Here is a 12,937-nt window from a genome sequence, read left to right as displayed (position 1 = left end):
TTTTCCATTTTTGCAAAAATTATTATCCCTTTAAGAAAATTTCTTGAATTTTTTGAAATATTTCTTTATTAACTTAAAGTTAAAATTCTTTCTTCAAAGTAAATACTTAAATGAGCTAAAATTTGAGTCCAATTTCTAATTACCTTTGGTTCAAAATCTACATTTCGGTCTCTTGGAATATTTAAAGTTATTTCTCCAAAATCTGATTTAACATTTTTATTTCTATATCCATTTCTAGAGTTTTAGTATTTTTATTCTTATTATCATACCTATCATAACCTAGATGCTCATCAAGCTCCGCTTCTAACATTTGATGAATTGTACTTGCAAATAAATCCTTTAACATGTCTTGAACATCTGTAGTTGTTTTAACATCATATTCTTCAATAAGTTTTTTTAATATTTTGTTTTTGTTAAACATAAAAAGTGTGCACCTTCATTTATATAGTGATATTTAATATTTTAATTATCATTACTTTTTAGAAGAATACACACTTTATTTTAAAGACCAAGTTAATATTAATTAATTTTATATTATAGAAATAAATTTTTCTAATGCTGGATTTGTATTGTTTTTATTCCATACAACTACAACTTCGATTCTATTTTGTACTTCATTTATAGGTACAATTGCAATATCCTGTTTTATCATAGTATCTACAACACAAAATGAAGGTAAAATGGATATACCCATGTTAGAGGCTACTAGTGACTCAATAGTATTAAAATCATTTGAACGTTGTACAACATTAGGTACGAATCCCGCTTCACGATATCTATTCTGTATCATGGATTTTTGCCCATACTCATCTCCTGTTTCCTTTACAAAAATAAACTTCTCATGTTGTAGCTCAATTAAATCAATAGAATCCTCATTGCAAAGTGGATGACCATGGGGTAAAAGAGCTACCAAAGAATATCTTTCTACAGTTTTATATTCAAAATCTTTTAATGGTTGATTCTCTGGATTAATAACAAAGGCAAGATCCATAAAATTATTTTTTACTAAGTTTAAAAGTTCAGTTATCTCGTTAGTACAAATTTCCATAGATATATTAGGGTATGTATTAGAAAATTCTTTTAAATATTGTTGGAATTTGTTTTTTTCATATCCTATTAAGATTCCAATACTCAAAGTTCCAAAAGAACCATGTGCAAATTGTTGTGTCTTTTCAATAGCGTCATTGATATTTTTTATTATAGTACGAGCCTCAGATAAAAAAACTTTTCCAGCTGGTGTTAGCTCAACATGTCGTTTACTTCTTGTAAATAGAGTCACATTTATTTTTTCTTCTAAAGCTTTTATTTGTTGTGTAACAGCAGTTTGGGAAATATAAAACTTTTCTGCTGTTTTGGTAAAACTTAGATTTTCTGCTACAGATATAAAATATTCCAATTGCTTAGTATTCAAATAATCACCCCTATTTAAACTTTATTGTTTGTAGACCTTATTCATATATAATTAAAACTTATTATAGTATAAGAAAATTTACTTTTAAATAATATTGGAAAATATTTCTATAAAAATATATGTTTTAGACATATTTCTATATTAGGTTTTATAAAATTATCAAAGATAGACTAACTACTCCATCCTCAACATAAGTAGGCTGGAAAGGTAGTTAACATGGAGTAGCTCAATAATAAGAATAACTTATATATTCCCATGAAAACGATATTGGATTTAAGTAAGTTTGTCTCATAAAATGAAAGTATAGCAATTAATAATATTTTAAATGAGAAGGGAGAAAAAATGGAAGATAAATTTTATGCAAAAGGAAAAGGAAATAACGGATATGTTAAAAATCTTGAAGTTTGTTCCTTTAATGACTTAGATGGAACTTGTGGAATGTTTCAGATGGCTCTGTACAAAAGAGATGAAAAATACTATTTATATGGATGTTGTTTTGGGGGAAGTAAAAAAAATGGAGTAATGATTAGTGATGTGACAGATCCTTATAATCCACAATTTATAAAACATTTTCAAATGTTAAATCCAAAAGAGTATCCTACAACAACTACTCCAAAAATTCAAATAGCAGATGATTTAATGATAGTAGCTATGAGTTGTGGAAGTGGACCAGGAGCACTTGTAGATCAAGCTAAATTAGCAAGTATTAAGTGTGAAGCAGGAATCAGAATATATAGTTTAAAAGAAGACCCTTTAAATCCTAAGTTTTTAGGTTACTGGGATTGTGGATTAAAGCATGTAATGGGTGTTCATAGATTTATGTACAATGGTGGAAGATATGTACATTTATCAAGTGATTGTGTTGGATTTGAAGGTCTGATTTATAGAGTTATAGATATAATAGATCCAACTAATCCAGTGGAAATAGGTAAGTGGTGGAGACCAGACCAATATGCAGATGGATATCCAGATAGAACTTTTGATGCAGGAGCACCTCATTGTCCAGAATTTATGGATAAAGGATGGCTTCATGGACCACCATTTGTAAGAGATGGAAAAGCATATTGTGGTTATGGAGGAGCTGGTTTAGTTGTATTAGATGTTGAAGATTTAACAAGACCAAGATGCTTAGGTGAATTACCATTTATGCCTGCATTTTCTAGTAAACTCGCAGGAGCAAGAACTCATACAGCACTACCATTACCAGGAAGAGATTTAGTTGTTGTGCAAAATGAGGGAGAACGTTTCCAGTTTTTTAAGCCAGAGAGTATTACAGATGTTCAAGCTATGAATAATATACATATGGTTGATGTTAGTAATCCAACAAGACCAACATTAATTGCTCAATTCCCATATCCTGAAGTACCAAAGGATTTCCCATATCCTAACTTTAATGTTGCAGGGCTAGGAAAACCAGGGCCATTTGGTCCACATAACCTTCATGAGCCAATGGATAATAAACCATGGCTAGAGCAAAGAGGAGATAGAGTATATTGCTGTTATTTCCATGCAGGATTAAGGGTTTATGATGTATCAGATCCATATTACATCAAAGAGTTAGCATATTTTATACCACCAAATCCAAATAAAACGCCAGAAGAATCTTATTTCCCAGGATTCCCTGGACCACGCTTGGCAGTAACAGAAGATCTTATTGTTGACGATAGAGGTTACATCATTGTAGATGCCCTAGATGATGGATTCTATATATTAAAAATGAAAGAAGATTAATAAACACTAAAGAGGGAGAGTTAAAAATGAAAATACTAGGTATTTCTTTTGGAACAAAAAATGGAAATAATGACACCATGTGTAAAGTGGCACTTAAAGGTGCTCAAGAAGCAGGAGCTGAAGTAGAATTTATTCAAATGTCATCTCTTAACATTAAACATTGTACTGGATGTTGTGCATGTGTTAAGACTTTATTATCTGGAAAAGGTAGTATGTGTGTATTAAAGGATGATTTTGAATGGTTACTTGACAAAATGAAAGATGCAGATGGGATAGTAGTTTCAGACCCTATATTTGAGGAAGGAGCATCAGGTCTATTCCATACTATAATGGACCGTTTTGGACCAAGAGCAGATAGAGGAAATAATATTATAGGAATAAAAGTTGCAGAAGCTACAGGAGGAAAAACTCCAGACCCAAGAATGCTTAATGATAAAGTAATATCATTCATGGGAATAGGAGGGTCAGACTGGGGTACAAGAGTTCAATGTGAGCATGCTATGTTAGCATTAATACCAATGTGGAAAGTTATAGATAATGCTTGGTTCCCATGGGCAAAGGAATTAGTAATGGATGGCTCAAAACTTGCTCAAGTTCATCAAATAGGTTTAAACATAGTTGAAGCAGCAGAAGATTTTGAAAAAGCTTTATACAAAGGAGAAGAAGGAGTCTGTCCACATTGTAATAATAGATTATTCTACCTTGAGCCAGGTACTAAAAAATCAATATGTGCTCTATGTGGTATAGTTGGAGAATTAGATACTGCAAGTGGAAAAACTGTATTTAGTTTCCCAGAAGAGCAATTAGGTCATGCTCATGATACTTTAGCAGGTAAGTTTATACATGGTGATGATATTAAGAAAATGGAAGGTCATTATGCAGAAGTTCGTAAAACACCAGAATTTAAAGAAAGAAAAGCCGCTTACAATTTTATAGAACCATTAACCAAAGAAAAGCATGCTGAACTTTCATTAGGAGAATAATTAAAATATGAAGACTCATATTTTAATTAGTGTTATAGGAGATTTATTATATGAATGAAAAGCCACACTTTAAACAAATTGGAATTATTAATATAGTAAATAATATCCAAATAGCACTTATCATATCGACTATAGAAGCAATTATTGCTTTAGTACCTGCATATTACAATGTTAGATTAGCTCCAGTGTTCATTGCTATGTTTATACCACTACACTTAATTTGTTTTGTAGTATCTATGATTGCAAATCCAATAACAATAAGGTTAGTGGGAATGAATCAAGCTATAGAAACTACTAATTATAATATAGGAAATGGATAGAAAGAAAAAAGAAATATTAACACTATCCATAGGGATTGCTTTACTACCTCCTTTATGGGCAGTGCTAGCACCTTATATAGGAATAAAAACTGGAGCAGTAGCATTAATTTGTGCAGGATTATATGTAACAAATGGTAATAAACGAAAAGATGGATTAAAAATAATGTTTGGTTTTTGGTGTGGAGATTTATGGGCAGTGTTGGCTATTATAATTATGGAATACATAAATCTCAACCCAAATCTAGAATTATTTTTAACACTTGGTATATTAGGTTTTTTTGCAGTTATAATTGCATCCTTATTTGAAAAAGTAATTTTCTTACCATCATGGCTTTGTGGTTGGGCCATAGGTCTAACTATTATGACAGGTGAAAGTATTATTAACTTACAAAGTCTTTGTATTCAAGTTGCTGTGGCTATGGCAGTAGGAGTATGGTATGTAGGAGCAGGCGTAGATTTATTTACTGTATGTATTTTGGAGAAAGATAAAAAAACGGGAAATTGAAAGCATATGAATATAATTTGATTATAGGAGAATGTTTATGGGATTTGAATTTAAAATAATGAGAAGTTTAATATATGTAGGACTTGCTAAGGAAGAGTATAGACCTAAATTAATGGACTGGTTATATCGCTACCATATTCCAGATAGTATTAGTAATTTTGGACCATATTGTACTAAATATGCTTTTTATCAAGCATATCCTACACCAGATGAAGGCGAACGTTTTGGTGTACGTAAGATGCAATTAACAGAGCATTATTGGATTGTAGATGAACATATGCCTGAAATGGCAAATAGAATTATGACAGAATACATGCCTATGGATGTTCTCCGTTGGCAAGGGTGTATACCAGATGTGGAGAATAAAAAAGTTCATGAGAATGCAGAAAGTGGAGATGCAGGACGTGCAGTAGGTGGGGATAATGGATGTCCACCATTTATATTTGCTTTTATTCCAATAAACTGGGAAGAAGATTTTAGAGGAAAAGGACGTACTGTACAAGATGGACCAAACTATCGTTGGCAATTTATGATTAAGTACCCAGATGGAATTTCTAAAGAAGAAGGAGAAGGATGGTTCTATGATGAGGTAGTTCCATACTTTACAAACTGCTGTTATGTTAATCGTTTTGTAAGTAGTAAAATCATGATTAACTATGGAGCAACTGCCTTTGATCGTGTAGTAGAACTATGGTTTGAAGGAGAAGAAGAATGGTATAAAGCTGTGGTTGAGGGGACAAAATCATTTATCAAAAAGCCAGAATGGGCACAAGAAGAAGAGTTCCCATATTTAAAACCACAATTTAATATTGCCTCAGTATTCTTAGGCGATATAGCAACTATGGACGCATATTCACAGTATCGTGGATATATTCCAATGAGATAAAATCAAGAAGTTCCTTTTATGATGACAAATAGTTAAAATAATAAAACTGTTATCATGAAGGGAACATTTTTGTGTCTAGAAAAACTTTTGAAGTAAAAGTTAAATATGTGAGAGTGTATCTTAAAGGTAAAGAATCATTGTTAGATACATGTAGATAATATAATATTTACAACGTATCATATTAATAAGTTTATACTTGAGTTATGAAGTAAAAAGAGTAATTCCAAAGATTACAAATGGTATGATGATTGTGATACTTCAAGTTTTAGAAGGTGTTGGAATTGTTAATAGGAAGAAATTTAATGAACATGAAGAACTTATATAACAGTAGGAGGATACAATGTATACAATTGGACAGTATCTAAATTTTTAGGAATATCTAGAGACACGCTAAAATTTTATGAGGATAAAGGATTAGTAAATCCTAAGAAAAATGATGAAAATGGATATAGAAAATATAATCAGTTTGATATATATGATATTACAACAATAAATTTTTATAGAGAGATTGATATCGAAATTAAAAAAATTCAAGAAATAAGAAAAAGCAAGAGTATAAGCAATTTAGAACTTTTATTATAAGAGAAAGAACAAACTCTTTAAGAATGTAAGGGATAATCATATGCTAAGTGAGTGATATGATTATCTCTTATTTATTAATTGAATTTAAGTAAAAATTACTTGTAGATATTCTCTTAAGCTGGAGCCTAGTTTTAATAGGTTTTTCACAATAAAAATTTATAGGCTAATATTTACTTTTATAGTAAAATATAAAGAAATTATTAGAGTAACATTCAAGGAGGAATAGGTATGGTTTTATTAATTGTTGATACACAAAAACTAATAACAAATGAAAAATTATATAAATTTCATGAATTTGTAGTAAATATAGAAAGCTTAATTGATACAGCAAGAAAAAATAATATAGAAGTAATCTATGTCCGTCATGATGATGGAGTTGAAAATGAGTTGACTAAAGGTAAAAACGGATTTGAAATATATGAAAAATTTAAACCATGTGATGAAGAAAAAATCTTTGATAAAGAAGTAAATAGTGCTTTTAAGGGAACAGGCTTATTAGAATACTTAAAAAGTACTAGTGAAAAAAATATAATTATTGCTGGACTTCAAACAGATTACTGTATTGATGCTACTATAAAATGTGGATTTGAACATGGGTTTAATATAATAGTCCCAGCTTATGCAAATACAACTGTTGATAATTCATTTATGTCAGCAGAACAATCATATAAATACTACAATGAATTTATCTGGAATGAAAGATATGCAGAATGTATTTCAGTAGACGAAACACTTAGAAGGATGAAATAAATATAGATTATTACATAAGAAAAAACTTAACTTACTTAGTCTAAAATATTAAAATCATAAGGAACATAGACTGTGACATTTATATTTACATAAGTTGATTTCAAATTTAAGTTCCAACAAAGGATGTTAAATTCCAAATTAAAAATCAGACTTAACATATTAGAGTTATATATAAGGCACATCAATTTTATTTTGAATTAATGTGCTTTTTAGTTGTAGTAATTTATTCATAATCAATATAATTTTTATTATTTAAATCAATTTTTCTTGTGTTTCTTTATTTAAGAAACTCTTTTTTTATCTATAGAATCTATACATGTATTATAGTTTGTATTTTAGATAAGTTTAATTTTTGTCTTAATCTAAAACAAAAGTTAGACTTAAATGAAATTGAAAAGGCTAAAATTATCAAATAAAATAAATATTGTGGAGGTGATGAAAATCTAGTGATAATACAAAGACTAATCTTAACAAGAAAGTAGGGATTAATAGAAGTGGATAAAGAAATTGTATCAATTCTTCAGGTTTTATTAAATAGCACATTGATTACAGCTGACGAACTACAAGAAGAATCTAATGCATCAAAGAGGCAAATTACTTATAGAATAAATAAAATCAATGACATACTTAAAGTAAAAAAAGTACCACTTATATATTTAAGAGCTGATAAAGATATTATTGTTAAAAAAGATACAAAAGATGCAATTAGAGAAATCCTCGAAAAAAACTATTCTAAGAATACTTACTATTTTAGCAAAACAGAAAGACTTTTATATATGTATTTAATGCTTTTTATTAATCTGGAGGATATTTCAATTAATCATTTTATAGATTCTATAAAAGTAAGTAGGTCTACTGTAAATCTTGATTTTAAAGATTTGATACCAGAACTTGAAAAAAAGAACATTAAAGTTAAGAACAATCGTATAAACGGATATTACCTAGTCGGGAATGAGATGGAAATTAGAAGAGTACTTATTAAAAACATTATAGAAACTCTATCTAATGAGAAAAGTTCAAGAGTATTTGATATTTTTATTGAAGAGTATAAGTTAGATAGTTTTGAAGAAGCTAAAAAAATTATATTAAAGCTTGTAAAAAAATATGAAATTACTTTTGTTGAAGATAGATTAATAGAGTTTATATATATCTTTATCTTTCTAAAAGCAAGAATGTATTCAAATAGAATAGTTATTCAAGAAAATATAGATATTCCTAATATTGCAGTCATGAGTTCGATGAAGGAATACAAATTTGCTAGGGAGTTATTAGAAGTATATGAGAGTAAAGAGAAGATAAAATCTCATAATATAATGTATATTAGTGCTTGGATTTTAGGTATATCAGTAGGAAATGATGAAGAAGATACAGAAGATAGAGCTGTTATTTCAAAAATTGTAAATAAAATGATGACAAATTTTGGATATTTAAGTGGAGTTTATTATATAAGTCAAGAAAAAATATTTAAGAGACTATATTCTCATTTTAGACCAGCCTATTACAGACTTTTATTTAAATTACCTATTTATAATCCAATTTGTGAAAAGGTAAAAGAAGAATATAGATTAGTTTATAGAATTGTGAGTAATGCAATGAAAGAGTTTTGTGGGCTATTTGGAGAAGACATTCAAGAAGAGGAATTGGCATATTTAACTATGCATTTTGCAACCCTTTTCTCAGATAAAAAAGAGTTTGATGGACCTAGAAAAAGGAGAGCATTGATAGTTTGTTCAAATGGTGTTGGCAGTTCAGCTATTTTACATGCAGAACTTACAAGCTTGTTCCCTGATTTGCATTTTCTACCAATACTAGAATCCTCTGAACTGGGAAATATTAGTGAATCTGTAGACATTGTGTTTACAACTAATTATAAGGCGGAGGGTTTAAAAACAGATGTGCCAGTGATTAAAGTTAGTCCTGTTATGACCCCAAAAGAAAAATATAAGGTTACACGTGAAGTGTACATTCAATTGGGTGATATTTTTTTAAGGCAACCTAAAATCGATGAGGTTATGGATATAATAAAAAAATATGCGAAAGTAACTTCTGAAAGTATGCTTTCAAGTGAGTTATTAGCCTATTTTACACAGATAGAAAATTTTACGTCTAAGGAAGGAGAAGGACCTATGCTAAGTGACATTACTAATGAAACGCTAATAAAACTAAGGATAAAAGCTAAAGATTGGGAGGAAGCTATTAGACAGTCAGCTTCTGTCTTAGTTGAAAATAATAAAGTAACTGAAGCCTATGTAGATGCTATGGTTAATTCAGCAAAAGCGTCTGGACCATACATAGTAATTACAAAACATGTGGCACTTCCACATGCTAGACCAGAAGCAGGGGCAAAAGAAATTGCAATAGGGATTGCTACTTTAGAAAATCCTGTTGAATTTGGAAATGATAATAATGACCCTGTAAAATATGTATTTTGCTTAAGTGCAATAGATAATAATAGTCATTTACGTGCTATGTCAGAGTTAGTTGAACTATTGGAAGAAGAAGAATTCTTTAGAGTTTTGGATAATGCTAAGGAAGCTAATGAAATTATTGATTTTATAAAAACACATGAATTATAAAAGGGGGATTTAATTATGTATAAAATTTTAATCGCATGTAGAGCAGGAGTTGGCTCAAGTTTGATGTTAAAAATAAAGACTCAACAAATTATTAAGGAAAATAATTTTCCAATTGAAGTAGAGCATGGTTCATTAGACTCCTTAAATGGATTCAATGGAGATGCTGTAGAAACATTAATTGATGTTGCTGAAGAGTTAAAAAATAAAAATTTGAAATTTGATATAATTGGAATTCACAACATTGTTGACCGTAATGAAATTAAAACAGCATTAGAAAAATTTCTTGCATCAAAAGAAAAATAAAATTTAATAGAATAAGGAGGGCTATTTATGGAGTTTATTATTAGTTTATTGAGTACGCCAGCTGTTTTACTTGGTGTAGTTGCATTTATAGGATTGATTCTTCAAAAGAAACCAGCTGTTGAAGTATTTACTGGAGCTTCAAAAACACTTATAGGTTTCTTGATATTTGGTATTGGTGCTTCAGCTATGACTGGAGCATTACAGAACTTCAATAAATTATTTCAACAAGGTTTTGGAATTACAGGTGTTATAGCTTCACCAGAAGCAGCTACTGCACTTGCACAAGGTACATATGGTTTTGCGGTTTCATGTACATTGATTCTTGGATTCATATTAAACTTAGTTTTTGCACGTATTACAAGATTCAAAAATATTTTCTTTACAACAGGTCATAGTTTATTCTTTTCTTGTGTATTAGTTTTGATTATGAAAGCACATGGATTCGATAACACAATTACTATTTTAGTGGGTGGTACTATCTTAGGATTTATGTCTGCTGCATTACCTCAATTCTGTCAACCATTTATGCGTGAACTGACAGGTGGGGATGAACAAGCTATTGGTCACTTCAACATGATTGGTTATGGCTTATCAGGTTATATTGGTCGTTTATTTTCAAAGCATAAAGAAGAAACAACAGAAACGATTAAATTTCCTAAGTGGTTATCAATATTTAGAGATTTCTTAATGGGTCTGTCTATAGTTATGTTAATCTTATTCTATGTAGCAACTTTAAAAGCTGGACACTCATTTACTCAGGAACTTGCTGGCTCAACACATTGGTTAGTATTCCCTCTTATAGAAGCATTTACATTCGTAGCTGGTATGTCAATATTAATGTCTGGTGTTCGTATGTTCTTGGCTGAAATAACTGCAGCATTCGTAATTATTTCAGAAAAATATATTCCAGGTTCACGTCCTGCATTAGATGTACCAACAGTATTTCCATACGCACCAAATGCAGTTATTATTGGATTTATCTCAGCATATGCTGCTGGTCTATTAGCAATTGTTATTATGGCATCATTTCCTAATATATTCCCTGTAGTAATTATTCCAGCTGCTCATATATGTTTCTTCTCAGGTGGTACAGCTGCGGTATTTGGTAATGCATCAGGAGGATGGAGAGGAGCTATTGTTGGCTCATTCGTTGTAGGATTATTTCTTGCATTCTTACCAGTTATACTATATCCAGTTTATGGAACACTTGGTATAGAAGGAGCAACTTTCCCTAATATTGATTATAACGTGGTTGGTTCAATATTACATAATATTTTACAATTTATAAAACCTATCTAAAACATATTAATATTATACAAGGATAATAGGTATTCCTATTATAATTTTAAGGAGGATAAATCTATGGTAGAAAATACATTACCTGTATTTCTAGAGAATCTATCTAATGAAGTTGCAACGTTCATTGCTTCAATAGATGAAGTATCTATAAACAAAGCATGTGATTTAATTTTCGAAGCAGAAAGAAGTTATGGACGTGTGCATGTAACTGGTATTGGTAAACCAGGTCATGTATCAGGGTATATTTCTTCATTACTTTCATCTACTGGAACACCAGCATATGTATTGCATGGTACAGAAGCAGTACATGGGTCAAGTGGTCAAGTACTTGAGGGTGATGTTGTTATTGCAATATCGAATAGTGGTGAAACTCAAGAATTAAAAGCAACTGTTGAAACATTAAAAGCAAATGGAGCAAAAATAATTGGGGTGAGTGGTAATGTTGATTCATACTTAAAAAATTCTTCTGATATATTCCTATTTGCAGGCGTTAAACAGGAAGGAGATTGCCTTAATAAGGCTCCTCGTGCATCAATTCTTGCTGAAACTATAGTATTACAATCATTAAGTGTTGCACTTCAGTACGCTAAAGGTCTTGATGCAAAGCAGTATTTAAAGTGGCATCCAGGAGGAAGTCTTGGAAAGTCTATTAGAGAGGGAATATAATTTTATGAAATATAAAGGTATTATATGTGCAATGATAACTCCATTTGATGAAAATCAAAATATCAATCCACACGCAACATGTGAATTGATTGATTATCTAATTGATAGAGGAATCTATGGATTATTTATTTTAGGAACTAATGGTGAATGTCATGTGCTTACAGATGATGAAAAGGTTGAATTTGCAAAGATTGTTATCAATCACACTAACAATCGTGTACCTGTTTTTGTTGGAACAGGAGGTAATTCAACTCGTGAAGTTATAAGTTTATCCAAGAGAATGGAAGAAATAGGTGCAAGTGCATTATCAATTATTACGCCATATTTTGTAACACCAACACAACAGGAATTAATTTTACATTATAAAACTATTGCTAATGCAGTTAACTTACCAATTATGATGTATAACATGCCAAGTAAGACTGGAATTAATATTGAACCTGAGTCAGTACATGAATTATCTAAGGTAAAAAATATTGTTGGAATAAAGGATAGTAGTGGTAAGCTTGATAATATAAAAGCTTATATTGAAATAACTAGGAATGAAGACTTTAGTGTATTTTCAGGTTCAGATTCCCTTATTCTTGATACTTTGAAATCTGGTGGGCAAGGTGCTGTAGCAGCCACAGCAAATTTTTTAACAGAGATTGATATTGCTATTTATGATAACTTTATTAAGGGTGATTTAAGAGCAGCTCAAAAAGCTCAAAATAGTATTGAAGAACTTCGTCGTATCCTAAAATTTGGGACTATTCCATCTGTTATAAAGAAAACTGTTGTCTTGAATGGAATTAATGTTGGGACTGCACGACTTCCTGTAATTGAGCCAATGGGAGTATTGCTTGAAGAAATTAAGCAAGTAGTTGAAAATTATAAAACTTTATTCAATAAAAACTGTGAGAATAGATAACGCAGATAGTGACAT

At 30.3% G+C, this 12,937-nt stretch carries 16 protein-coding genes; 13 read left to right on the top strand and 3 right to left on the bottom strand.

From position 1 onward, the window contains the following. Nucleotides 1-68: 68 nt before the first annotated feature. The 3 genes from IR151_RS20270 to IR151_RS16285 all read right to left on the bottom strand — a co-directional run bounded on the left by IR151_RS20270 (nucleotide 69) and on the right by IR151_RS16285 (nucleotide 1,411). Nucleotides 69-191 carry a hypothetical protein gene (locus IR151_RS20270; protein WP_413926651.1) on the bottom strand — a complete coding sequence of 41 codons (123 nt, stop codon included), beginning with the start codon at nucleotides 189-191 and terminating at the stop codon, nucleotides 69-71. After that, a complete protein-coding gene (locus tag IR151_RS16290; RefSeq protein WP_255606218.1) occupies nucleotides 188-421 on the bottom strand; it encodes a transposase in 234 nt (77 codons plus the stop codon). The genes IR151_RS20270 and IR151_RS16290 overlap by 4 nt, the downstream gene beginning before the upstream one ends. 108 nt (nucleotides 422-529) lie before the next feature. After that, nucleotides 530-1,411: a LysR family transcriptional regulator gene (locus IR151_RS16285; RefSeq protein WP_227436494.1), complete on the bottom strand. Its 882-nt coding sequence runs from the start codon at nucleotides 1,409-1,411 to the stop codon at nucleotides 530-532. A gap of 342 nt (nucleotides 1,412-1,753) precedes the next feature. Between IR151_RS16285 and IR151_RS16280 the strand changes: the two genes are divergently transcribed. The 13 genes from IR151_RS16280 (at nucleotide 1,754) to dapA (ending at nucleotide 12,922) form a co-directional block, all read left to right on the top strand. Continuing rightward, a complete protein-coding gene (locus IR151_RS16280; protein ID WP_227436492.1) occupies nucleotides 1,754-3,142 on the top strand; it encodes a hypothetical protein in 1,389 nt (462 codons plus the stop codon). Between the two features lie 26 nt (nucleotides 3,143-3,168). Further along, complete coding sequence (locus tag IR151_RS16275) at nucleotides 3,169-4,125, top strand: flavodoxin family protein (RefSeq protein WP_227436490.1); 957 nt, start codon at nucleotides 3,169-3,171, stop codon at nucleotides 4,123-4,125. Between the two features lie 50 nt (nucleotides 4,126-4,175). Next, nucleotides 4,176-4,445, top strand: a complete 270-nt coding sequence (locus tag IR151_RS16270; RefSeq protein ID WP_227436488.1) for a hypothetical protein — start codon at nucleotides 4,176-4,178, stop codon at nucleotides 4,443-4,445. Further along, nucleotides 4,438-4,950, top strand: a complete 513-nt coding sequence (locus IR151_RS16265; RefSeq protein ID WP_227436486.1) for a DUF1097 domain-containing protein — start codon at nucleotides 4,438-4,440, stop codon at nucleotides 4,948-4,950. The genes IR151_RS16270 and IR151_RS16265 overlap by 8 nt, the downstream gene beginning before the upstream one ends. A gap of 31 nt (nucleotides 4,951-4,981) precedes the next feature. Further along, on the top strand, nucleotides 4,982-5,836 hold the full coding sequence (locus IR151_RS16260; RefSeq protein WP_227436485.1) for an acetyl-CoA hydrolase: 855 nt from the start codon (nucleotides 4,982-4,984) through the stop codon (nucleotides 5,834-5,836). Nucleotides 5,837-6,032: 196 nt separating this feature from the next. Beyond that, nucleotides 6,033-6,161 (top strand): winged helix-turn-helix transcriptional regulator, encoded by a 129-nt coding sequence (locus IR151_RS16255; protein WP_227436484.1) that lies wholly within the window; start codon nucleotides 6,033-6,035, stop codon nucleotides 6,159-6,161. Beyond that, nucleotides 6,158-6,418, top strand: coding sequence for a MerR family transcriptional regulator (locus tag IR151_RS16250; protein WP_227436601.1), 261 nt, complete (start codon nucleotides 6,158-6,160; stop codon nucleotides 6,416-6,418). Before IR151_RS16255 ends, IR151_RS16250 begins: the two co-directional genes overlap by 4 nt. Before the next feature lie 228 nt (nucleotides 6,419-6,646). After that, nucleotides 6,647-7,168: a cysteine hydrolase family protein gene (locus IR151_RS16245; protein WP_227436482.1), complete on the top strand. Its 522-nt coding sequence runs from the start codon at nucleotides 6,647-6,649 to the stop codon at nucleotides 7,166-7,168. Nucleotides 7,169-7,662: 494 nt separating this feature from the next. Next, entirely contained in the window at nucleotides 7,663-9,744 is a 2,082-nt protein-coding gene (locus IR151_RS16240; protein WP_227436480.1) for a BglG family transcription antiterminator, read from the top strand. Nucleotides 9,745-9,759: 15 nt separating this feature from the next. Continuing rightward, complete coding sequence (locus tag IR151_RS16235; protein ID WP_227436477.1) at nucleotides 9,760-10,047, top strand: PTS sugar transporter subunit IIB; 288 nt, start codon at nucleotides 9,760-9,762, stop codon at nucleotides 10,045-10,047. Between the two features lie 27 nt (nucleotides 10,048-10,074). Beyond that, complete coding sequence (locus IR151_RS16230; RefSeq protein ID WP_227436476.1) at nucleotides 10,075-11,346, top strand: PTS ascorbate transporter subunit IIC; 1,272 nt, start codon at nucleotides 10,075-10,077, stop codon at nucleotides 11,344-11,346. A 63-nt stretch (nucleotides 11,347-11,409) separates the two neighbouring features. After that, entirely contained in the window at nucleotides 11,410-12,012 is a 603-nt protein-coding gene (locus IR151_RS16225) for a KpsF/GutQ family sugar-phosphate isomerase (RefSeq protein WP_227436474.1), read from the top strand. A gap of 4 nt (nucleotides 12,013-12,016) precedes the next feature. Further along, nucleotides 12,017-12,922 carry a 4-hydroxy-tetrahydrodipicolinate synthase gene (dapA, locus tag IR151_RS16220; protein WP_227436599.1) on the top strand — a complete coding sequence of 302 codons (906 nt, stop codon included), beginning with the start codon at nucleotides 12,017-12,019 and terminating at the stop codon, nucleotides 12,920-12,922. Nucleotides 12,923-12,937: the final 15 nt, after the last annotated feature.

It is taken from the genome of Clostridioides sp. ES-S-0006-03, from assembly GCF_020662275.1.
Lineage (GTDB): Bacteria > Bacillota > Clostridia > Peptostreptococcales > Peptostreptococcaceae > Clostridioides.
Note: the sequence above shows the minus strand (reverse complement) of the source record. Positions and strands in the feature narration are given on the sequence as shown.

Bases quoted from the DNA above. Each gene is read 5' to 3' on its own strand.
- IR151_RS16275 (WP_227436490.1), top strand. From the start codon at position 3,169: ATGAAAATACTAGGTATTTCTTTTGGAACAAAAAATGGAAATAATGAC.
- IR151_RS16290 (WP_255606218.1), bottom strand. From the start codon at position 421: ATGTTTAACAAAAACAAAATATTAAAAAAACTTATTGAAGAATATGAT.
- IR151_RS16270 (WP_227436488.1), top strand. From the start codon at position 4,176: ATGAATGAAAAGCCACACTTTAAACAAATTGGAATTATTAATATAGTA.
- IR151_RS16235 (WP_227436477.1), top strand. From the start codon at position 9,760: ATGTATAAAATTTTAATCGCATGTAGAGCAGGAGTTGGCTCAAGTTTG.
- IR151_RS16245 (WP_227436482.1), top strand. From the start codon at position 6,647: ATGGTTTTATTAATTGTTGATACACAAAAACTAATAACAAATGAAAAA.
- IR151_RS16230 (WP_227436476.1), top strand. From the start codon at position 10,075: ATGGAGTTTATTATTAGTTTATTGAGTACGCCAGCTGTTTTACTTGGT.
- dapA (WP_227436599.1), top strand. From the start codon at position 12,017: ATGAAATATAAAGGTATTATATGTGCAATGATAACTCCATTTGATGAA.
- IR151_RS16260 (WP_227436485.1), top strand. From the start codon at position 4,982: ATGTTTATGGGATTTGAATTTAAAATAATGAGAAGTTTAATATATGTA.
- IR151_RS16225 (WP_227436474.1), top strand. From the start codon at position 11,410: ATGGTAGAAAATACATTACCTGTATTTCTAGAGAATCTATCTAATGAA.
- IR151_RS16280 (WP_227436492.1), top strand. From the start codon at position 1,754: ATGGAAGATAAATTTTATGCAAAAGGAAAAGGAAATAACGGATATGTT.
- IR151_RS16265 (WP_227436486.1), top strand. From the start codon at position 4,438: ATGGATAGAAAGAAAAAAGAAATATTAACACTATCCATAGGGATTGCT.